The sequence below is a fragment of the Alkaliphilus crotonatoxidans genome, assembly GCF_054658015.1.
Window position 1 is genome coordinate 48035 of sequence record NZ_BAAHXS010000001.1, and the last position, 21456, is coordinate 69490.

19 protein-coding genes and 2 tRNA genes are annotated in these 21456 nt (G+C 40.3%); 15 read left to right on the forward strand and 6 right to left on the reverse strand.

Annotation, left to right across the window (positions count from 1 at the left end; translation table 11 throughout):
• Positions 1-60: 60 nt before the first annotated feature.
• Positions 61-147: transfer RNA gene (locus tag ACYQ1I_RS00210), tRNA-Leu, on the reverse strand.
• Between the two features lie 147 nt (positions 148-294).
• Between ACYQ1I_RS00210 and ACYQ1I_RS00215 the strand changes: the two genes are divergently transcribed.
• From ACYQ1I_RS00215 to ACYQ1I_RS00245, 7 genes are all read left to right on the forward strand, one after another.
• Entirely contained in the window at positions 295-1251 is a 957-nt protein-coding gene (locus tag ACYQ1I_RS00215; protein ID WP_459761558.1) for a metal-dependent hydrolase, read from the forward strand.
• A gap of 116 nt (positions 1252-1367) precedes the next feature.
• Entirely contained in the window at positions 1368-1955 is a 588-nt protein-coding gene (locus tag ACYQ1I_RS00220; protein WP_459761714.1) for an RNA polymerase sigma factor, read from the forward strand.
• 13 nt (positions 1956-1968) lie between these two features.
• The gene (locus ACYQ1I_RS00225) at positions 1969-3243 is read left to right on the forward strand and encodes a DUF4349 domain-containing protein (RefSeq protein ID WP_459761559.1); all 1275 of its coding nucleotides are present in this window, start codon (positions 1969-1971) and stop codon (positions 3241-3243) included.
• 1 nt (position 3244) lies between these two features.
• Positions 3245-3982, forward strand: a complete 738-nt coding sequence (locus ACYQ1I_RS00230) for an SIMPL domain-containing protein (RefSeq protein WP_459761560.1) — start codon at positions 3245-3247, stop codon at positions 3980-3982.
• 138 nt (positions 3983-4120) lie between these two features.
• Entirely contained in the window at positions 4121-4243 is a 123-nt protein-coding gene (locus ACYQ1I_RS00235; RefSeq protein ID WP_459761561.1) for a hypothetical protein, read from the forward strand.
• Positions 4244-4312: 69 nt separating this feature from the next.
• Positions 4313-5146 (forward strand): hypothetical protein, encoded by an 834-nt coding sequence (locus tag ACYQ1I_RS00240; RefSeq protein ID WP_459761562.1) that lies wholly within the window; start codon positions 4313-4315, stop codon positions 5144-5146.
• A gap of 479 nt (positions 5147-5625) precedes the next feature.
• The gene (locus ACYQ1I_RS00245) at positions 5626-6840 is read left to right on the forward strand and encodes an IS256 family transposase (protein ID WP_459761563.1); all 1215 of its coding nucleotides are present in this window, start codon (positions 5626-5628) and stop codon (positions 6838-6840) included.
• Between the two features lie 160 nt (positions 6841-7000).
• Here ACYQ1I_RS00245 and ACYQ1I_RS00250 read toward each other — a convergent pair whose 3' ends face one another.
• Positions 7001-7714 carry a hypothetical protein gene (locus ACYQ1I_RS00250; RefSeq protein WP_459761564.1) on the reverse strand — a complete coding sequence of 238 codons (714 nt, stop codon included), beginning with the start codon at positions 7712-7714 and terminating at the stop codon, positions 7001-7003.
• Positions 7715-7919: 205 nt separating this feature from the next.
• Here ACYQ1I_RS00250 and polA point away from each other — a divergent pair, with 205 nt between their 5' ends.
• The 5 genes from polA to ACYQ1I_RS00275 all read left to right on the forward strand — a co-directional run bounded on the left by polA (position 7920) and on the right by ACYQ1I_RS00275 (position 13687).
• The gene (gene polA / locus ACYQ1I_RS00255) at positions 7920-10589 is read left to right on the forward strand and encodes a DNA polymerase I (RefSeq protein WP_459761565.1); all 2670 of its coding nucleotides are present in this window, start codon (positions 7920-7922) and stop codon (positions 10587-10589) included.
• 14 nt (positions 10590-10603) lie between these two features.
• Positions 10604-11206: a dephospho-CoA kinase gene (gene coaE / locus ACYQ1I_RS00260; RefSeq protein WP_459761566.1), complete on the forward strand. Its 603-nt coding sequence runs from the start codon at positions 10604-10606 to the stop codon at positions 11204-11206.
• Positions 11207-11225: 19 nt separating this feature from the next.
• The gene (locus tag ACYQ1I_RS00265) at positions 11226-11831 is read left to right on the forward strand and encodes a lytic transglycosylase domain-containing protein (RefSeq protein ID WP_459761567.1); all 606 of its coding nucleotides are present in this window, start codon (positions 11226-11228) and stop codon (positions 11829-11831) included.
• Between the two features lie 43 nt (positions 11832-11874).
• A complete protein-coding gene (locus ACYQ1I_RS00270; RefSeq protein WP_459761568.1) occupies positions 11875-13497 on the forward strand; it encodes a peptide ABC transporter substrate-binding protein in 1623 nt (540 codons plus the stop codon).
• Positions 13498-13601: 104 nt separating this feature from the next.
• Positions 13602-13687, forward strand: a tRNA-Leu gene (locus tag ACYQ1I_RS00275).
• Positions 13688-13880: 193 nt separating this feature from the next.
• Here ACYQ1I_RS00275 and ACYQ1I_RS00280 read toward each other — a convergent pair.
• The 3 genes from ACYQ1I_RS00280 to ACYQ1I_RS00290 form a co-directional block, all read right to left on the reverse strand.
• Positions 13881-15389 carry a hypothetical protein gene (locus tag ACYQ1I_RS00280; protein ID WP_459761569.1) on the reverse strand — a complete coding sequence of 503 codons (1509 nt, stop codon included), beginning with the start codon at positions 15387-15389 and terminating at the stop codon, positions 13881-13883.
• Positions 15386-15943, reverse strand: coding sequence for an RNA polymerase sigma factor (locus tag ACYQ1I_RS00285; RefSeq protein ID WP_459761570.1), 558 nt, complete (start codon positions 15941-15943; stop codon positions 15386-15388). The genes ACYQ1I_RS00280 and ACYQ1I_RS00285 overlap by 4 nt, the downstream gene beginning before the upstream one ends.
• Before the next feature lie 247 nt (positions 15944-16190).
• On the reverse strand, positions 16191-16724 hold the full coding sequence (locus ACYQ1I_RS00290; protein WP_459761571.1) for a hypothetical protein: 534 nt from the start codon (positions 16722-16724) through the stop codon (positions 16191-16193).
• A gap of 251 nt (positions 16725-16975) precedes the next feature.
• Between ACYQ1I_RS00290 and ACYQ1I_RS00295 the strand changes: the two genes are divergently transcribed.
• Positions 16976-17950 (forward strand): serine hydrolase domain-containing protein, encoded by a 975-nt coding sequence (locus ACYQ1I_RS00295; RefSeq protein WP_459761572.1) that lies wholly within the window; start codon positions 16976-16978, stop codon positions 17948-17950.
• Positions 17951-18042: 92 nt separating this feature from the next.
• On the opposite strand, the gene ACYQ1I_RS00300 is transcribed toward ACYQ1I_RS00295, so the two are convergent.
• Positions 18043-18195 (reverse strand): hypothetical protein, encoded by a 153-nt coding sequence (locus ACYQ1I_RS00300; RefSeq protein WP_459761573.1) that lies wholly within the window; start codon positions 18193-18195, stop codon positions 18043-18045.
• A 390-nt stretch (positions 18196-18585) separates the two neighbouring features.
• On the opposite strand from ACYQ1I_RS00300, the gene ACYQ1I_RS00305 reads away from it, so the two are divergent.
• Positions 18586-19689 carry a CapA family protein gene (locus ACYQ1I_RS00305; protein WP_459761574.1) on the forward strand — a complete coding sequence of 368 codons (1104 nt, stop codon included), beginning with the start codon at positions 18586-18588 and terminating at the stop codon, positions 19687-19689.
• 113 nt (positions 19690-19802) lie between these two features.
• Entirely contained in the window at positions 19803-21365 is a 1563-nt protein-coding gene (locus ACYQ1I_RS00310; protein ID WP_459761575.1) for a PKD domain-containing protein, read from the forward strand.
• The last annotated feature ends 91 nt before the right edge of the window (positions 21366-21456 follow it).

Genomic DNA, 21456 nt, shown 5'->3' on the forward strand with positions numbered 1-21456 from the left:
AAAAAAGATAAAAAAGAAGCCCTGAAGGCTTTTAGCAAGCTTTTCAGGACTTCTTGTTATTGGTGCCGTGGAAGGGAATCGAACCCCCACGATGTTGCCATCGGCAGATTTTGAGTCTGCTGCGTCTGCCAGTTCCGCCACCACGGCTCGTGAACTTGACGAAATTAATCATAACATATAATTAAAATAGTGTCAACACATAATTAATAGAAAATAATACAACTATAATTTCCCCTGAAGCCTTGTTATAATGTAAAAGAAAAATTAGTTTAAAAAAAGAAAGGGGGAGGGTCCTTGGATCCACTAAGTCATGGATTAATTGGCTTAACCCTGTATGCCAGCCAGAACGTTACAGTCTTTACTGGCCCGGCCTGCCTGGGAGCTGTAATAGGCGCCATGGCCCCTGATTTAGATATTATCGCTAAAATTAAAGGAGATTATGCCTATTACAACCATCATCGGGTGGAAAGCCATTCTATACCCGGGGTTTTAGGACTATCGCTGGCTATTACCCTGGGCTTATCATTGTTTTTTCCATCTATGAATGGGATTCAGGTTTTTCTTTGGTCATTAGTTGGCGGGTTAAGCCATATCCTTTTTGATTTTTTGAATTCCTATGGGGTAGCGCTGCTATATCCATTCAAAAAAACAAAGTATTCGCTGAATTTATTAATGATCTACGACCCGGTGTTAATTGCCATTTGCTGCTACCGGATATTTCGAAGACAAATCCATCCTTTAGAAAACCGATTGCTTGTCTTTCTATTTATCTTGTATCTTTCAGCCAGAGCCTGGGATCAATGGCGTTTGAAGGGGCGGCTCAAGGGGCTACTGGCCAGGGAGGGTATTCTTAGGATTAACGTCATGCCGGCTGCCTTTCACCCGTTGAAATGGGACTTTGTCGTTGAGACAGAAGACTTTTTCCATGTGGGAGAAATTACAAGTCTGGGAAGTCAGACAAATTTCTTAAGAAGGTTAAAAAAGATAAGGGATGCCCTTATTCAAAGATCACTAAGGGAAGAGCTTGGAATTTATTTTAGTCGCTTTACACCCCTGATGTATATTGATATGATAGAGCGGGGGAAGGACAGGGTGCTGATACGTATGACCGACTTAAGATATAGAATTAAAAATCAATTTATGCATCATGCCTTGTTCTACTATTGTAAAATTGATGGGCAATTACTTGAAAGTTTCTTTTACCCATTCCGGCCAGAGCAACAGGTGAATTTATACAAAAATAATCAGTGAATGGAAGCTGATTATTTTTATGTGTACATTTAAAGAGTCAATAAAAAGATTAAAAAATTTATAGGAACTATTTGCTAATTGCCCCGTCTAAATTGATGAAGGGGCAGATGAAAGGAGTGAAGCACTTGAATCAACAGGAAATCTCCTTAATAGAGAAGGTAAAAAAGGGAGATATCTCAAGCTTTGAAGCACTTATAGCGCCTTACCAGAAAAAAGCTTTTAATATCGCCTATCGAATGTTGGGAAATTTAGAGGATGCAAATGATGTTACCCAGGAGGCAATGATAAAGATTTATAAGTCTATAGCAGGCTTCCAGGGGAAAAGCAGCTTTTCCACCTGGGTTTATTCAGTCGTCAGCAATTCGTGTATTGATTATATTCGTAAAAACAGAAAGGCCGTAATTGTTTCCCTGGATCGAGAATACGATACGGGCGAAAGTATGTATAAACTTGAAGTGGCCGATGAAATGAATACTCCGGAGTATTTATTTGAAAAGAATGAAATTAAAAGAATGATACATGATGCCATTAATCAGTTAAACGTAGATCAACGGGAAATTATTATTTTGAGAGATATCAACGGATTTAGCTACCATGAAATAGCAGAGATATTAAAGTGTTCAGAGGGAACGGTGAAATCCAGAATTAGCCGGGCCAGAAGCAGTCTTAAGGTTTTATTAAATAAGAAGCTGCAGCGAGCTTGAAAGGAGGGGTAAAATGGATTGCAGAAAATTTGAAGAATATAGCTCATTATACATTGATCATATGTTGTCTAAGGAAGAATTAACCAGCTTTGAAGCTCATCTTGAAAATTGTGAGGAGTGTAAAATGAAATTAAAGAATCTACAATTGATTGTTGAGTCTATAAACGAAGTAGATGAAATTGAACTGCCAGACAACTTTACTGCTTCCCTCCGTGAAAAGCTTCAGCAGATAGAAGCGAAGCCAAAAAGAAAAAAATGGCTTAACTGGAGTGCTGTGGCGGCGGGATTAGTCATATTAGTTTTTTCAGCTTCATTCCTAAATCGAGGCAATTTTAATATCAGTATGGATCAGGCAGGCCCCCATAGCTTTTCGGCGGAAGACAGCAGGTCATTTGGAATAAGTGGTGGAAAACCAGAGCAAGAGGTAATGCCGCAGGATAGCTTTGTCAATGAAAGCCATGGGGATGTGAATAATCAAGCTTTAGAAAAGGAAAAAAGCAGTCAACAAGAGCTTTCAATGACATTAAATGAAAATATAGATGAAAATGAAATGCAGGAAATGGCAGTTGCGAATGATCAGACCAGAAAGTTAATTGAAAAGGGAAGCCTATGGCTGGAAACCAACAATTTTGACCAGGTTCATGGGCAGGTGCTGGCCCTGGTGGAAAAATATAATGGGTATGTACAGCAATCTGAAAGCTACTATCGATTATTAAATCGAGAAAATCCTGAAGAATCCCTTAGGGCTGCCAACTTAACCCTTCGTATCCCCAAGGATCAGTTCAAAAGTGTTTTCGAAGCCTTAAGGGGGATGGGGACAGTTGTAAATGAAAACATTAATGTTGAAGACGTTACAATCACCTATCGTGACCTGGAGACCGAAACTCGAAATCTTGAGCTTCAAGAGGAGCGTTTAAGGGAAATTTTACAGAGGGCTGAGGCCGTTGAAGATATTTTGCAGATAGAAAAAGAGTTAAATCGAGTGAGAACACGAATAGATAGTGCCAAGACAGCCCTAAGGGGCTATGACCAGCTGATCACGCTGTCTACGATTCAGTTGGAAATCGAAGAGGTAAAGGAAGTCAATGCAAAAATTAAAGCCAGTAACGATGGACTCTGGAATAAGGCTCGTAACAGCTTTATTCAATCCGTCAACGGAATCATATACTTTGGCGAGATTTTGTTTATCAAGCTATTTGGAATGATCCCGGTTATACTGATATTATCGGTTATAGGGCTTCCAATAGGCTTTATAATATATAAAAAAGTAAAGAAAAGGAGGATTTAAAATGAAAAAAACATTGCTTCACAAAGGTATGATGGTTTCGATTTTAACTTTGGCGATGATCAGCTTTTTCTTCATCGGCAGCTTTTCTGCTTCAACAGTTGAAGCAGACACTACAGCAAATGAAATTTCAGTCAATGGCGTTGGAGTTGTAATGGTAAAGCCTGAAATCGCAGTAGTTAACATCGGTGTTGAAACCAGCAATAAAGACTCGAAGGTAGCCCAGGAAGAAAATTCAAAGATCAGCAAACAGTTGATGGAAACATTAAAGGGGCTGAACATCAAAGAAGAGGATATAAAAACAGCATCCTATAATATGTATAGAGAGCGACTTTATAATACTCCTGACGGTAAGCCCACCGATGGTAATTTCAAGGTAGTTAATATTTTTGAAGTGACCATTCGTAAAATCGAAAATGTAGGGTCAATTATAGACACAGCCAGTAAAAATGGAGCGAATCAAATTAACGGCATTCGCTTTACCGTCGCCGATAGCAGCAAATACTATAATCAAGCTCTAAAGAGTGCCATCGGTAATGCCGGCGGCAAGGCAGAAACAGTTGCCAGCACCCTGGGAGTTAAAATTGGAAAGCCTGTAAAGGTAATTGAAAATAGCTATGGCGAACCAGCTTATGGGCACTATCTGGATGTAACTCAAGAATCTTTGGCAAAAGTCGATACAGCTATTTCTTCCGGAGAGCTGGAAATTAGAGCTCAGGTACAGGTAATCTATAATTACTAGTCAACAATAGAGGAGTGGGTAATCACCTACTCCTCTTAGTTGTGCGCCAAGCATGGGCGATAACTTGGCGGTGAAAGCCCGGTGGGCTTGGTGGTGGGAACCACTAGCTAAGGGCAAGGGTGTTATATCAGTAAATTGATGCTATTCGTTGAGGGGATGGTACCGCTAAATGAAGATGCTAAGCTGGAGCAGGAAGAATTATTAGATAAAAACATAGCATACCGTTTGCTTAGTAGCATATCATGGAGGATATCGGTATAGCGAATATAATGTGATTTTTAATAATGTTAACTGAGTTAGTGAATGAAGAAAAAAGGGAAGGAATAGTATATGAAGAGAATAACATTAATAGGGATGATTTTGTGTATGATGCTCGGTAGTAATGGATGTGCTCTACCAATGAATGAATCTGATTTAACCGTAATGGAGGAGGGGTACAAACAAACAGACATAGATGATGTATGCAAAAAAATAGAGTTCAATAAAAAGATTGATTTTGACATTAATCTTGATGGTGAGAAAGATGTAATATCAATCAATGCACCTGAAGGTAATGATGGCGATTATAGAGCAATTTCTATATCGATTAATGATACAATAACAGAAATCGTTGAAGCAGAGTCATATGGAGATGCATATTTATTACAAAAAGAACAAGGTAAGATAGGCCTACTATTTAATGTTTGGTGGAGTAATGATTTTAGCAAAACATATCTATGTCAGATAGATAAGGATATGGATATTATTAATATAGATGAAATTGAAGGTAATATCGCTGCGAATTCCGTTACAACAGATACTTTAACTATCGAAAATTATATAAATCTGTTTGGAAGTTGGTACGGAACTTGTAAATATGAGATTACATCTAATTTGAAGCTAAGTGCCATAGAGGATTTTATGATTAAAAATGATGATGAAAGGTATATCACTTTAAAAAAGGCTTTGGTTGTAGAGGTGAAGAAGGGAGAAGCCTGGACGAATAAGAAATTAAAAGAGAATAAAAAATTCTATCCTATAGCCACAGATAATACAGAGTATATGTATTTTGTAACGGAAGAGGAAGAAATGGTTCGTATTAAATTTACTAGAGTGGATTATCAAGTGTATGTGAATGATACGGCAATTGAAGAATTATTTGATGGAGTAGAAATCGCAGGATAGTCTCAGGAGGAAAACATATTCGGTTATAGAGGTAAAGCTAGAGCAGTATAATAGAAGCGCATACCCTTGACCAAAATAAAGTCAAGGAGATGATGCGAAATGAATACAAAATATTCAAGTGAATTTAAAACAGGAGAATTCTAAAAGTCTACGAATGGGGAACCACGAGAAAAGGCTACTGGCGAATAGCCAACAGCCCAACTCTATCTAAAAAATCTTACCAGTGAATATTACAACTCAATAACTTATATTAGCCTATCGGCTAGATATCAGAAAATGCAAGCAACTTAATGAAGCGTCAAGTACTGAACGGTATGCTTGATGGTGTGAGAGGTCGGTAGATAAAATAATTATCTCTCCTACTCGATTAATAAATAGCCCAGTTGTTTTAATAGTGAGTCACTAGAGAGTGTAAAATAAATGGTGTAAACTTCGAGGTTGATATAAAATAAAAATATCACTAAGGAGGGTACACCATTATGTCATTTAAAGGATTAATCGACAAATCAAAAGTTAGGGAACTCATGAAAGAAGGTAAACTCAAGGATATTTCTGATGTTCAGTCTTTACTTAAGGAACAGTTTAAGGACTTAATTGAAGAAATGCTTGAAGCTGAGCTGGATCATGAACTTGGATATAGCAAATATGATTTTAAGAATAAAGATACTGATAACGCTCGAAACGGTAAACGTTCTAAAAAGGTACGCTCTGATTATGGAGAAGTTGAAATCGAAGTTCCCCGTGATCGGATCGGTGAATTTGAACCTACTATCGTAAAAAAGAATCAGCGGGATGTTTCAAGCATCGATGACCAAGTAATCAGTATGTATGCCAAAGGCATGACTGTACGAGATATTCAGGATCATCTTCAAAATCTTTATGGAATAGACGTTTCTCCTGCAATGATTTCTCAAATCACTGAGAAAATCATGCCTATTATCAAAGAATGGCAGCAGCGCCCTCTTAAGCCAATCTATGCCCATCTTGTTATGGATGCAATCCACTACAAAGTCCGTCAGGACGGGAAGATCGTTAGCAAAGCGGTCTATATCATCATAGGCATTGATTTGGATGGCATGAAGGATGTCATTGGTATGTGGGTTGGTGAGAACGAGAGCAGTAAATTCTGGCTTAAGGTACTTAGTGATATGCAGCATCGAGGTGTAGAAGATATTCTAATCGCTTCTATTGATGGCTTAGTAGGCTTTAAGGAAGCTATTGAAGCTACTTTTCCCCAAACTGAAGTACAGCGATGCATTGTTCATATGATTAGAAATTCAACAAGATATCTATCATTTAAAGATAGAAAAGCCTTTATTAAGGATTTGAACCCCATATATACGGCTATTGATGAAGCAACCGCCCTGGATGCCCTAGATAAGCTAGATAAGAAATGGGGCGAAAAATACTACATTGCTATTAAACCCTGGCGGGATCATTGGAATGAAGTTTCTACAATGTTTAAGTATCCGAAGGAAATTAGAAGGCTTATCTATACAACAAACGCCATCGAGAGCTTTAACCGACAACTCCGCAAAGTTACGAAGTCAAAGAGCATTTTTCCTACGGATGATTCTCTCCTAAAAATGCTCTATCTTTCTATGATTGATATCACTAAGAAATGGACGATGCGGACTAGGGATTGGGCTAAGATTATCGGTCAGTTAAGCATACATTTTGAGGGGAGATTCTAATCCCCCCTCGTTCTTAATCGTATATATGAACTTCGGAATGTTTACACCAATTTCTTGACAGACTCAGTCACTACTCTTTACATATTGCAGCATACTGCTATTTTAGGGTCTTTCATGCCACTTTTACTATGTTTTTCAACCTCAGAGGAGTAGGTATCGCCTACTCCTCTAGACATTTTATTATGTAGTTTTTCCTTCTTTTTATCCGGGGTATTGAGACCCGATTAGTTGGAATACAACAACGTATTTCTTTACTTTCTAATTCCAATTCTGATACTCTTTGCTGCTGTGCCAAAAACTTTTCTTCCAATGCCTCAATTCTTTTATAAAGGGACCGATCATATCGTTTAATAACTTCCTCACCTTCCTTTATAAATAAATCCTCCTTTTTACAATCCAAACGGTCATCACAATCAAAACTGTGGTCGTCCTCTTTAGGGTCTTTTCCCTCTAAGCAGCTATCCTGATGAAATGCTTCCTTTTCCTCAGCCTCAAACTCTGAAGTCTCATCATCATAGTCGTCATCATCTACAACAATTAATAAATCTCCTTCCTCCACAATTAGTAAGTCATCATCCTCCTCATCAATCTCTGGATTTTTTGAAAAATAGTCTTCATTGAAACGGTCTTCTTTTATAGGATCACCCCCAAAATCATCTTTAAAGGCATAATTTTGATGACATTGATCAGTATTGATCACGACATCACATAATACCAGCTTAATATTTTTGTTTTTACCTTTAATTCGGCATTTACCATTTTGTATTACAATATCATCGTCAGAGTTAAGCAGAAGTTTGGAGAAGTTGGTATGTTTATCCAGTTCATCTAAAACTCCCTCTTTTAGCTTTTGTGCCATTTTTTCTTTTTCCATAGCCCCCTCCTTCTAATTTATTCATCTCTATATCATATGTAATAGCTTTAAAATGGTGTAAGGCATTATGGGATTTTTTCAGAAATAATTTTATACTGGGCTGAAATCTTCAACACCATTTGCACAATCTCGAGAGATGGTATTTTACTATGGAATGAATACATGTTAAAATATTCGTAATACTGATATGAAGGGATGATTGAGAATGAAGCGGGAACGAATGATTATTATAGACGGAAACAGCTTGATAAATAGAGCTTTTTATGCCCTTCCTCCCCTTGTTACCAAAGCAGGCCAGTATACCAATGCCATTTACGGTTTCACGACAATGCTGTTGAAGGTGATAGATGAATACGATCCCCAGTATATTGGGGTGGCCTTTGATTTGAAGGCGCCAACCTTTAGACATAAGGAATTCAGCGGATACAAGCTTGGAAGAAAGGGTATGCCCGATGAGCTTAGACAGCAGGTTCAGCCACTGAAGGAGCTATTGGATGCCATGAACATCTTTAGAATTGAGCTGGAGGGATTTGAAGCTGATGATTTGATTGGCACCCTGGGTAGGTATTGTGAGCAAAGGGATATTGAAAGCCTGATTGTTACTGGAGACCGGGATGCCCTACAGTTGGCCTCAGATAAGATCAAAATACTGTTCACCAAAAAGGGAATATCCAGTCTTGAAATTTATGACGAGGAGAAAATGCTTGAGGAATATGAGGTAACACCCCTGCAATTCATTGATGTAAAGGCTTTAATGGGAGATAAGTCAGATAATATACCGGGAGTCCCTGGGGTAGGAGAAAAAACTGCCATTAAGCTGGTCAAGGAGTATGGATCTGTAGAAAACCTAATTGAGAATTACGAAGGAATTTCCGCAGCAAAGCTCCGAGAAAAAATTGCCAATCATATTGAAGATATTGTTTTGAGCAAGCGCTTGGCAACCATTATCACAGATATTCCTGTGGAATTTAATTTAGAACAGTTAAAAAGATGTGAGGTAAATTATGAGAAGCTGGTTAAACTATTAAAGCAGTTTGAATTTAATAGCCTTGTTGGTCGTTTTTCAAAGGAGCAAAAGGCAGATTTAGCGGTTCGAGAAGAGCAAGCAATTGTTATTAATGATATGGTAGCCTTAAAGCAAGCCCTTTCAGAAGTAAAGGAAAGGGGAATAATGGCCTTTAAAACCGTCACAACGGAAGAGAACATTATTACGGATCAGATAATTGCTATTGCTTTTGCAGCTGTACCAGAACAGGTTTATGCGCTGTCCTTTGATCAGCTGGGAAGAGAGGAAGCTATGGAGGCCCTTAAAGAAGTACTGGAGGACGAGGAGATTGAAAAATTGGGCCATGATATTAAAAAGGAGATCCTTCATTTCTTAACCCAGGGTATCGAGATTAAAAATATTAGCTTCGATACCATGATCGGTGAATATTTAATTGATTCTGCTAAGTCGACCTATCAATTGAAAGAGCTTGCAGCCTTTTATTTAAATGAGGATATATTGGATGAAGAAGCCCTTTTGGGTAAGGGAAAAAGCAAAATAACCTATGCTGTCCTTGAAGAAGATTCCCTTCATCAATATTTGGGGCAACAGGTTCGGGCAATACTGAGCCTGAAGGAGCCCATAGGTGAAAGACTGAAGGAGCTTAATGTGGAGAGGCTCTATTATGAGGTGGAGCTTCCCCTGGCAGAGGTATTGGCTGTCATGGAATACTACGGCATTAAGGTCGATAAGCATATGCTTAAGAAATTGGAAATAGAATTTAGTAATATCATTAATCAGCTCACTGAAGACATTTACCTGCTGGCCGGTGAACCCTTCAATATTAATTCACCCAAGCAATTGGGGGAAATTCTATTTGAAAGACTGGGTCTGCCCCCTATTAAGAAAACCAAAACAGGCTTTTCGACCAACGCTGAAGTCTTAGAAAAGCTGCAGGAGCGCCACGAAATTATTCCCAAAATATTAGAGTATCGACAGGTGATGAAGCTGAAGAGTACCTATGTAGATGGTCTATTAAATATCATTAATCCTGTGACCGGGCGAATTCATTCCAGCTTTAATCAGACAGTCACCACCACCGGGAGAATATCCAGTACAGAGCCTAACCTTCAAAATATTCCTGTAAGACTTGAAATGGGCCGACAATTAAGAAAGGTATTTATTGCAGAGGAAGGTTATCAATTTATTGATGCAGATTATTCACAAATTGAATTAAGAGTGCTGGCCCATATTTCAGAAGACGAAAATCTGCTGGATGCCTTCGAGAAAAATCAGGATATTCATACCCGTACCGCATCTGAAATATTTGATGTACCCATGGATTCCGTCACCTCCGCCATGAGAAGCAGTGCAAAGGCTGTAAACTTTGGTATTGTATATGGAATCAGCGACTTTGGCCTGGGTGAGAACTTAAAAATATCCCGGGTGGAGGCAAAAAGGTATATAGACAGCTATTTAGAGAAATATTCTTCGGTTAAAAAATATATGAAGGAGATTGTTGTATCGGCCAAAGAGAAGGGTTATGTATTGACGATGCTTCAACGCAGAAGATATTTGCCTGAGCTGCAATCCAGTAATTTTAATATACGAAGCTTTGGCGAAAGAATGGCTATGAATACCCCTATCCAGGGAAGTGCAGCAGATATTATTAAAATTGCTATGGTAGAGGTTTATCGACAGTTAAAGAAAAACAATTATACTGCAAAATTGATTTTACAGGTTCACGATGAGTTGATCGTTGAGGTGCCTAATAAGGAAAGGGATGAGGTTGCTGAAATTGTTAGGAGCGCCATGGAAAAGGCTGTAGACTTGAAGGCAGCCCTTAAGGTAGATTTATCCTTTGGTGATAACTGGTATGAAGCAAAGTAAGGAGATGCACGGCCATGAAAAAGGTAATTGGTTTAACAGGCGGCATTGCCAGTGGAAAAAGTACTGTATCAAGCCTATTATCAGAGCTTGGAGCAGTGATTATAGATGCAGATGATATTGCCAGAAGTATTGTTGGTGTTGGATCCACTGCCCTGGAGGAGATCAGGGCTTACTTTGGTGAAGCATATTTTCTTCCCAATGGAGAGCTTAATCGAAAGAAATTAGGAGAATATGTGTTTAACCATGAGGAAGCCCTGGATAAACTCAATGAAATTACCCATCCAAGGATTGTTGAAAAAATTAAAATTGAAATAAATTGGCATAAGCAAAATTCGGTAAATCCTGTTATAATAGTAGATGCAGCGTTGCTGATTGAAATGGGCCTTGTAAACCTGGTTAATGAGGTTTGGCTTGTGGCAGTGCCCCATGACACCCAGCTAAAGCGGCTGATTGAGCGGGAGGACTTGACAATTGAGGGGGCAGAAAATCGAATTTCCTCTCAAATGTCCCTTGAAGAAAAAAAGCAATTTGCAGATAGGATAATAGATAACTCCGGTAATGTAGAGACGTTAAAAGAACAAGTGAAGAAAATATGGCACGAGATAGCTAGGGAATGACCTTTCGGAGGGATAGTAATTGATTATTAAAATGGGTAGACGGATTCGAATTTTACTTTTTTTGATAGTATTGGTATATGGCATTATTACCAGCGGCAGATGGGTGCTCAATATAGTATATCCATTTCACTATCGTGAGCTAGTGGAAAAATATGCAACGGTCTACGAGGTTGATCCATACCTTGTGGCTGCGATTATAAGAAATGAAAGTAAATTTAATCCCGAGGCTATATCAAAAAGAGAGGCCAGAGGATTGATGCAGATTGCACCCATTACCGGCCAGTGGGCTGCTGAAAAACTTGAAATAGCCGATTATCGTGAAGAACGGCTGTACGAGCCGGACCTTAATATAAAAATTGGATGCTGGTATTTAAGTATATTAAAGGATCAATTTAATGGTAAGCTTGAGTTGATGGTATCAGCCTATAATGCAGGGAATGGTAATGTTGCCAAATGGCTTGCTAATCCAGAATACAGCTATGATGGTGTTGGCCTTGACTACATTCCCTTCCCTGAAACCAGGAACTATTTACAAAAGGTAACTCGAGATTACGAAAGATATCAGGTGATTTATCGTGAAGGCCTGATGGGTTTTATCAAGCTGATTATTAGAACGTATTTTTAGTGAATTAAAAATGAAATGTTGACCTTACAAGGGGGGACAAAAATTGAACAGAAAGAAATCGATCATTTTTTTAATGATCTTGATTATGCTGCTGAGTGCTTGCTCTGGAGAGTTATCCCAGGGGGATGAAACCCTACCGGAGGTAACTGTTCATGAGAGTTATGAACCAGCACCAGGGGGCAGCTTTAAACTGTCAGTAACCAGATTTAATACAATTAATCCTCTTTTTAATAATGAGCGAAGCCTCAAGCAGGTCCACAAACTAATTTATGAAGGCCTGGTGGCCTTTGATCCAGAAATGAATGTTGAGCCTGGCCTGGCCCAGAACTGGAGCATCTCAGAGGATGGACAGAGTATTGATTTTGTATTAAGAAATAATGTTAAATGGCATGATGGAGAAGCCTTTACGGCAGAGGATGTAATATTTACATATCAGGTAATTAAGGGAAACCTTCAGCAGATTCAAAACACATCCATTTACCGAATGAGCCTACAGCATATTTCAGATATGAGGGAAGTAAGTGAAGGTGTCATAAGGGTCACCTTTACCCGGCCCTTTAGCAATGGCCTAGAGGTAATGTCATTTCCCATTCTACCAAAGCATCTCTTTGAGGGAGCCAATCGATCTAAGCTGGCGGATGAGAATTTCCCGATTATCGGAACAGGGCCCTATCAATTGGAGGGCCATGTACGGATGAAGGAGCTTAAATTGGTCAGAAATGAACAATATTGGAATCAAAAGCCCTATATTGAATCAATTGAAGTGGTCATTGTACCTGATCGTGAGGCACAAATTTCTTTGTTTGATAATGGTGATATTGATTTTGCTCAACCCCTTTCAATTGACTGGGGTAGGTTTGCTGATAATAAAAATATTGAAGTGTATGAATATGTCAGTAATAACCTGGAGTTTTTAGGCTTTAATTTTAAAAATAAGCTTTTGCAGGAGAATGCTGTAAGAAAAGCCATTGCCTATGGAATAGACAGACATAAAATTGTAAAGAACATTTACTTAAATCATGGAACCGTAACCGACGTGCCCATTAATCCTCATTCATGGCTCTATAACGAGGAAAGTCTGCAATATGGTTACGACCTGGAGGGAGCCAGGGCTTTATTAGAGGAATCGGGCTTTGTTCAGGGGGAAGCCTCGACAGCACGGATCAATGAACAGGGAGAGGCCCTTCGCTTTAGGCTGATTACCAATAGCGATAACTTACTGCGGGAAAAAACAGCCTACTTAATTCAAGAGGAATTAGCCGCCATAGGAATTGAAATAGATGTAGTATTATTAAGCTGGGAGGAATTTAACACTGCCATTGATCAGCGAAATTTTGACATGGTATTAGGGGGCTGGGAGCTTTCCCATGTGCCTGATTTGTCCTTTGCCTTTCATTCTTCCCAAAGAGATCGCACCAATTTTATATCCTATCAAGATGAAAAAATGGATGAGCTGTTGCAGGCTGCCTTCAGTGCTCCTAGCAGAGAAGCCAAATATGAACGCTATCAGGAGCTTCAACAGCATATATCTGATGAGCTGCCCTATTTGAGTATCATGTTTCAAAATGGTGCAATTATGGCAAAGGATAAAATTAAGGGGCAACTGAAGCCCCATCTTCAAAATCACTTTTATAACATTGAAGAGTGGTTTATAAATACTAAATAATATAATTTGGAAGCCAGTCGAAGTTATGACTGGCTTCTGTTCTAAAAGACATAATTGACAATATGAAAAATTGATATTATAATATTATAGTGTGATTAAGCCATGCGGATGTGGTGGAATCGGCAGACACGCTATCTTGAGGGGGTAGTGGGCAACGCCCGTGGGGGTTCAAATCCCCCCATCCGCACCAAGTTATAAGCTACATTTTTGTTGGTAATGAACCAATGAAAATGTAGCTTTTTTCATATCTATAAATCACATTTTTTAACTTACCCTAATGGTGGAATGGGAAGCGGGACCAGCGATCTGTTAAGGCGGCACATGGTATCCCTCAACCACAAGAATCTGCCCCTAGAAGGTCTTGCTCTCATAAAAAACGCCTTCTACTTTATTTCCAAATAGTAATGCTCTATGGCAGGATCAAGGGTAACCGTTGTTACACCGGCTAGAGGATCAAACCCAAAGTTCTGGCGGATGATTTCAATACCCTCTATATTCGTTATCTCCGCAGTCACTGCCTCAAAATACAAATTGCTTCCCAGACGTGTAACCATATCATAGCCCTGAACGCCTACATTTTTAGAGCCTGTGCAAGCAAAGTCAAAGCTCGGTTTTTTGTGCTGGTTTGCTTTAACAGCAACAGACTCCCCGGCAGGGATGGTAACAGGAAATTCCAGATAAAAAACGCGGTCAAGGTTTTTGGTCTCGGATATTATATCCTCAAGCATTCCCAAATGATAGCGGTCACGAACAGAGGCGGAGAGCAGTCCGTACTCCAGCATAAACTCAGACACTGCACCAAGAAACATCTCGTCGGACACGGCAAGCCCTTTACCATCGCCATACACGGAAAGGAAGCTCTTCACAATATCACGGAACACATCGGATAAAATCCGCTCAGTCCGTGTGACGTTTACCGAAACGCCGTCCAGCTCATTGCCCTTTTCGATGGCCCCGTTTTTATAACCCTGCAAGGCGTATTCTCCGATATCGTCGCCAAGCACGATAATATATTTTTCGGAACTCTCTCTGCGAGTTTCATTCGGTACAAAGTAGCTGAACCGTCGCTGCCCATCCTCACCATATTCAACGCCGTTGAAGCCATAGAGCAAAATCGTGGTTTTCTCGGGATTGATTGTAAAGGTGATTGCCTGGGATGCGGCGTCAAACTCATCAAGCGGTGCTTCAAAATCTGTGAAGCTGTACACCGTCACCTGCTGATCGAGGCTTGGGTAATCCGCCAAAGCGTTCGCTTGATAGCCGCCGCTTTCCAAAAGCGCTTTGTACCCCTCCCACGAATCGAGATGCAGAATGTTCGAGCTACCCTCAGGGTCGTCTGCGCCTGTGAAGCTGCCCGAATATCCACCCGGATGCAGCGTCGGAGAAACCGGCTCGTCATCCAGCGTAATGGTGGGGATTTGTTCTGCAAGCTCATTGAAACTGCCGGCGAAAGGGTAAAGGAGGCTTACACTGCGCTCGTGTTCCGAATGATTAGAGAGAATATATCTGTCCTGTACCTGTGCGCCCCATACACGCAGCGAATCCTCGCTGGCAAGAGAGAAATCATAAGCAATATGGCGGCTGGCGCTGATTTCATCATCCGCCTCAACCATCGTAAGGGGAAACACCGGACCCGCATAGGACATGAATGCAGAGCTGCCCTCTGCGTGGCCGCTACCCCCGCTTCCCGCGTTGCCGCCCAAAGGCAAAAAGTTCTGCCAAAGCGCGGCACCGCCGACACCCACCACGAAAACAATGCAAGCGGCTATCACCGCCCAGGCCTTCCATTTAGGACGGGCGGCTTTTAACTTTGCGTCCTGTGCCTGATCGATAAGGTCATCTCGAATCCCAGTAATGGCATCAAACAGTTTTCTTTCGCGCTCTCGGCTCATATTGTCACCCCTTTCTCCACTAAATAAGACTGAAGGCTTTTGCGCAGGCGGAACATCCGTCCCGCCAGTTTGTTTGGCGTAATGCCGCTGGCCATGGCTAGCCGCCCCAGCTCCTCGCCGTTCCAGTATCGGCGCACAAAGAGGATGCGCTCAGTGGAGGGAAGGCTGTCCAACCAGTCGCTTATGTATCCGGAAAGTGCCTGCGCCTCCAGTATTTCCTCAGTGGTTTCGGTGTCGGGAATACAATCAGAGAGTTCGGAAAGAAGCACTTCCACACCAGCATAACGCTTTTGTGCCCGATTATGATTCCATCGATTGATGGAAAGATTGCGCACAATCCTGCCCAGCCATGCACGAAACGCCAAGGGCCTTTCTGGTGGGATGGTATTCCATGCCTTATGGTAGGTGTCGCTGACGCACTCCTCGGCATCCTCACAAACCGAAAGAATGTTCATGGCAAGGCGGTAGCAAAATCCACCATACTTGTCCGCTGTTTCTTGAACCGCCGTTTCATCCCGGTTCCAATAAAGCGTGATGATTTCATGATCTTCCATTGCGCCCCTCCTCTCTATAAAATAAAGTACCCTTATTTATATAGACAGCAAAAACGATACAATATTTGCCGCTTACAAGAATTTATTTTACCACATGTGTAAACTATCGCCTAAACGCGCCATCCTTTTACAAGGATACTCTGGATGATACTTGGTATGTAACGACAGAGCAGGCCGATTTCTGTCTTGCAAAATCGGCCTGCTACTAAGTCTTTTATTTTGATGATTAAATCATTGAGACTGGACTTTAGACCAGTTCCACCGTAATATCTTTGCGTGTGGTTTCATAAAACACAATGCGCCATTCCACATTCTCCACCGGTTCAAAATGCAGCGCGGAGCAGGCAACCCGGAGCTTGCCCTGATTACCGCCATCGAGAACAATAGCAGTTGGGCCATCCGCCCTGCCGATGATACCGATGCAAACATCATCGGTTGCCTGCGGTGCCTTTGGGTCGGCGTATTTTTGCCGGGGTCGGTCGCCCCGTGCGCAATCTGTTATCATAAAAGATCGGTCAGGAAAATCAGGAGAAATCGTATAACTCATTATGATGTAGTGTGTTGGAAACTCGTGATTGGGGTTGTTGAAATGCTCGGCGGACAACTCCTGCCGTTCGTATTCCTGCACGATCAGGGTGTGCTTTTTACCCGTTGACGGATGTATCAAATCAATCTGATCACCGGGCGACGATACGCGAAAATGCGGCCCCGATATGGCGATAGGCTCTTGCATCTTTTCATGCTCCTGTATGGTAATACGCTCTTTTAGCTGTTCTCTCATGAGGTCAATTTTCTTGTTGAGTTTTTTGGTATATTCTATTTTTCGGTCAAGTGCAGCTTGAAGCTGTTCTACTGTTTTCTTCAGTCTCCCTATATGTGACGATATTTAATTACCGTCAATCTATGATAGCTCGATTTCAAGGAATTGTCCAGTAAAATAAAAAGTAAAAAAAGTTCTTGCAATCAATTTTTAATGGCATTATGCTTTATTTGAGGATATCCTTCATAAAGCAAAGGAGGAAATTATAACATATGAATCATGAGAAAATTAAAATGCTTGAAAAGATAATTAACAATAATTATAACAATATTACTGGCATAGTTATGCGCAAAAACGGTGAAGAGGTATATGAAAAATACTTTAACGGGTATACAGCCAATCATGCTACCCATGTGTATTCGGTAACGAAGAGTGTTTTTTCAGCACTGCTTGGTATTGCCATTCATAGGGGGAATATTAAAAGTGTCAACCAGAAAGTATTAGACTTTTTCCCTGATTATACGATAGCCAAGGGTGAAGAAACGATAAAGCGTATCACGATCAAAGATATGCTGACTATGACCGCCCCTTATAAATACGATACGGAGCCGTATGAAAAGTTCTTCACAAGCCAAAACCCGATTCAGGATGCACTTGATTTATTAGGTGGGGACAAACCAATCGGAGATTTCAATTATTCTGCTATCGGTGGTACCCATATTTTGTCTGGCATTCTGGCAAAAGCTACGGGACAATCAATACTTAACTTTGCTACGGAAAATTTATTCTCGCTGTTGAAAATCAATGTTCCTCAAAATATTGTATTGCATAATCAAGAAGAGCATTTCGCCGTTATGAGTGATAAGAACACTCGTGGCTGGGTAGTAGACCCACAGGGAATTAATACGGCAAGCTGGGGACTCTTTCTAACACCCGCAGATATGGCGAAAATGGGGCAGCTATATTTAGATGGCGGCATATGGCAGGGCAAACAAATCGTACCGCCTGAGTGGATAGATGAAAGCACCAAGGGGCATAGCCACTGGGAAACGTTGTCTTATGGCTACCTATGGTGGGTTATTGATGATAAAGAACATATTTACGCCGCCTTGGGAGACGGTGGGAATGTAATTTACATCAATACGAAGCAAAAAATGGTGATTTCCATCGCTTCTCTTTTTATACCGGATGCTAAGGACAGAATAGAACTTATTAGAGAGCATATTGAACCCATATTTGAGGATTGAATGTAACTAATTTGATTTACGGAAGTTATACCGCTCGATTTTCCATAAGTAAAGCCGCCCTGATGACTGTAAATCAGCGGGGCGGCTATCTTTTAGACATACATCAAATCGTGCAGTACACATTCGTCGGCAATATCCTGTGACAGTGTAAACGCCTGTATTCTTGCCAGCGAATCCTCAAGGGGTGGAGAGTTTTGATCCAAATACTGCCCTCGAATCCGCTTTGCCATATCAAAAGCAGGCATCTTTTCCCACCTCCAAAACCTCCGGCATTAATTGTGCACCCAATTTGAACCCTTCTAAAAATGCCTGTTCCATATGATAAGTCAGCCGGGGATAATTGCTACGGCCGTTTGTTTTTTTCCTACAAAGGCTACCTGGCTTGTTCATGGGCGGAATCAAAAATTAGCTTAAATTGTAATCATATTATATGGTTGATATAATAAAAGACAGGGCTAATCTTAAGGGTTATTGCTATCATTTATTTGAACCACCAAGGGCAGGGTTAATATGGAATAGACTGGCTTATCAATTTATTGATATAATTGGATTGTCGTTTTTTATAGCCTGAAGGGTTAAACGATAAACGTACAATTTATGAGTAACAAAAATAAGAATTGAAGAGGAATAAAGCAATGAAACAATTAATCACCTTAATAATGATTATGAGCATAGCGGCACTACTGATCAGCTGCAGAATGATTCCTGCCCCCAATTATCATCAAGACCCCTATGGGCCAGAGCCCGTGGAAGAAGCGCCGGCAGATAATATTTTGCCCCCAGAGGCTTCAGATACAGTAAAAATAATGTTTTTAGGCGATTCCATGATGACAGGCAGGGTGGCAGAGGTCATAAATCAAAGGGGAATTGATTATCCATTATCTGAATTTATGCCAATTTTAAAGGATAAGGATTTTATTGTGGCCAATTTAGAAACAGCCGTCGGCACCAGTGGAGAACTAATGGAAAAGACCTTTTCCTTTCAAACAGACCCAGCCATGCTAAGGATTTTTGAACCCTTAAAAGAAAAGCTTGTTTTTAGCCTGGCTAATAATCATGGTATGGATGGTCCGCTGCATGAAACCTTGGCCCACTTAAATAGTACCGGCTATAATTATATAGGGATTGGCAACAATGAGGAAGAGGCCTTCCGACCCTATATTTTAGAGAAAAATGATCTATCCATCGCTATTTTTGCTGCGTCAAGGGTTATTCCCGTGGCAGAATGGCGAGCTGATGCCAATCGACCTGGAATGGCTACAGCCTATAGCTTTGAACCCCTAATAAGCCATATTAAGGCTTATAGTGGGCAGGTAGACTACGTGATTGTATTTCTTCATTGGGGAGAAGAATTGGCAGAAGAGCCCAATGAAGATCAAATCAACCTGGAAAAAGGGTTAAGGGAGGCAGGAGCTAACATCATTATAGGGTGTCACCCCCATGTGATTCAAGAATTGAAGTGGTCAGATAAAAGGGAGCTTACTGCTTTTTCGCTGGGCAACTTCTTATTCACCAATAGCAGACGCCCGGAGGCCAATCATATAATGGCTTTAGAGCTTTCCTTGTCGAACAATCAAATCGAAGAAGTTAAGGTTTGGCCTGGTAAAATAGATTTTGGAATTGTCAGGTATTTAGACAAGGGACAGGAGCGTCATCAGATAATGGATCGAATTAAAAGACTTTCTCCAACAATTGATGTTTTAGAAGAAGGAATTGTGCATCCTATGTGGAATAAATGATACAATGGACTCATTTATCAATTAAAGCAAAAATCATACGATATAACTATATAGTTTTGTCGTATTTTGACGAATATGGCTTTTAATTTTGACAAAAGTAAGGATGATTCAGGATGCCCAATTTTTATCATGAAAAATTTAATATATTAGAGAGCTTTAAAACAACAGCCCATCAAGATATTTACATTGCAACAGAAAAAGAAATTGACAGTCATGCTGTGGTACTAAATGTTGTTAAAGATCAGGAGTTAATTCATCTAATGGAGACAGAAGAATTGGCTTCAGCGATGGCGAATTTAATTCATTTAGAAAGGCGAGGGGAAGAGCTGATTATTGCCACTCGAGTATTGGATGCTGAACCGTTGCTGGTTTATTTAGAAGAAAATTACGTTCCCATCAAACAACGTATGGACTTAGCCTTCCAATATTTAAATGCCATTTCAAAATATGATTTCCTGGCTTTGCCCCTTAAAAATATATTAATTGATGAAGCACAGCTGGTGGTCAAGGATGAAAATCTTGCGGTTGATGAACTGATCGTCGTTGAAGAGGGCTATAACCTGGCAGGTAGCTTTAACATAGGAGAAAAGCTTTCTTCTGTATTAAGTAAAATTATTTTCTTTGAATATCGTCAATTAAGGCAGGAAGAGCTTCTTTTGGCAGAAGTACAATTTTTTATAGAGGATTTAAAGGCTAAGCCTGATATAAGCCTTAAAGAAGCCCTGGCAACCTTTCGCAAGCTCTATATTTATCATTATTGTATGGAAGGTATTGATAATAACTTGACTGAAGAAGTTCCGATGAAGGCCTACCGGGAAATAGATGAGCAGCCCCGGCCTGAGAAAAAAACCTTCCGGTGGCCAGTAGTTGCTGCAATCCTTTTATTGCTAACGGTGGGGGCCTATGGTGTATCAAGTCTCATCAAGTGGTTGCCTGAACGGACCCTTCAGGGAGATGAATATACCCCTGTAGGTGGCCAGGTCAGGGCTTATTTTCGAATTGAGGAAGAACCTCCCTATTGGATACTTGTTAATGAAAGCAGTGGTTCCGGAGAAGAAACAATCGAGGCCTATCTATGGGAAATCAGTTATGAAGGAAAGGTCATTCAAACTTCAGATAACAGAGAGCCTAAATTATCCTTTAATCAAGAGGGGACCTATACCATAAGCTTAAAAATTATGGATCAACAAAACAATGGGGAATGGAGTGAACCCCATATTGAGGCACTGGAGGTAAAATTTGATACAGAGGAGGATGGAAGGGAGGCCAACATTACGCAGAATAACGAATATTTTACGCTGTCCACCCAGGGGCAAAATAATATTATAAAGGATGTTAATCTGTTTAATGAGGGACCCTACTCCTTCAAGCTTGTAAATGATCAGAATCTTTCACCGACCTTTACGCTGAGAAATTTCTACGCAAAGGAATATGAAACGCTTTCAATGCTGATTAAAACCAGTCAGGAGGAAAACTTAAAGCTCCGGCTTATGGTTTATAATCAAGGAAATTTACAGCACCGTGAAGAATTTTCTCAATCTGTTACAGTTCAAGATGATTGGAAGCTGGTTTATTTGGAGTTACCAAAGGTAAGCATGGAAGAAATTAAGTTAGAGATCGTAGGCTTTAGAAATCCAATTTGGGTAGATTCTATAGAATTGCAGCCATATAAATAGAATTTATTGTTGCGAGACTTAAAATAAGTCTCTTTTTTTGACTATTAATTAGACATAAAACGACTGAATGTTTAAATAAATAACAAAAGTA

Bases quoted from the DNA above. Each gene is read 5' to 3' on its own strand.
- ACYQ1I_RS00225 (WP_459761559.1), top strand. From the start codon at position 1,969: ATGGATTGCAGAAAATTTGAAGAATATAGCTCATTATACATTGATCAT.
- ACYQ1I_RS00230 (WP_459761560.1), top strand. From the start codon at position 3,245: ATGAAAAAAACATTGCTTCACAAAGGTATGATGGTTTCGATTTTAACT.
- ACYQ1I_RS00235 (WP_459761561.1), top strand. From the start codon at position 4,121: ATGCTATTCGTTGAGGGGATGGTACCGCTAAATGAAGATGCTAAGCTG.
- ACYQ1I_RS00240 (WP_459761562.1), top strand. From the start codon at position 4,313: ATGAAGAGAATAACATTAATAGGGATGATTTTGTGTATGATGCTCGGT.
- ACYQ1I_RS00245 (WP_459761563.1), top strand. From the start codon at position 5,626: ATGTCATTTAAAGGATTAATCGACAAATCAAAAGTTAGGGAACTCATG.
- ACYQ1I_RS00250 (WP_459761564.1), bottom strand. From the start codon at position 7,714: ATGGAAAAAGAAAAAATGGCACAAAAGCTAAAAGAGGGAGTTTTAGAT.
- polA (WP_459761565.1), top strand. From the start codon at position 7,920: ATGAAGCGGGAACGAATGATTATTATAGACGGAAACAGCTTGATAAAT.
- coaE (WP_459761566.1), top strand. From the start codon at position 10,604: ATGAAAAAGGTAATTGGTTTAACAGGCGGCATTGCCAGTGGAAAAAGT.
- ACYQ1I_RS00280 (WP_459761569.1), bottom strand. From the start codon at position 15,389: ATGAGCCGAGAGCGCGAAAGAAAACTGTTTGATGCCATTACTGGGATT.
- ACYQ1I_RS00285 (WP_459761570.1), bottom strand. From the start codon at position 15,943: ATGGAAGATCATGAAATCATCACGCTTTATTGGAACCGGGATGAAACG.
- ACYQ1I_RS00290 (WP_459761571.1), bottom strand. From the start codon at position 16,724: ATGAGAGAACAGCTAAAAGAGCGTATTACCATACAGGAGCATGAAAAG.
- ACYQ1I_RS00295 (WP_459761572.1), top strand. From the start codon at position 16,976: ATGAATCATGAGAAAATTAAAATGCTTGAAAAGATAATTAACAATAAT.
- ACYQ1I_RS00300 (WP_459761573.1), bottom strand. From the start codon at position 18,195: ATGCCTGCTTTTGATATGGCAAAGCGGATTCGAGGGCAGTATTTGGAT.
- ACYQ1I_RS00305 (WP_459761574.1), top strand. From the start codon at position 18,586: ATGAAACAATTAATCACCTTAATAATGATTATGAGCATAGCGGCACTA.
- ACYQ1I_RS00310 (WP_459761575.1), top strand. From the start codon at position 19,803: ATGCCCAATTTTTATCATGAAAAATTTAATATATTAGAGAGCTTTAAA.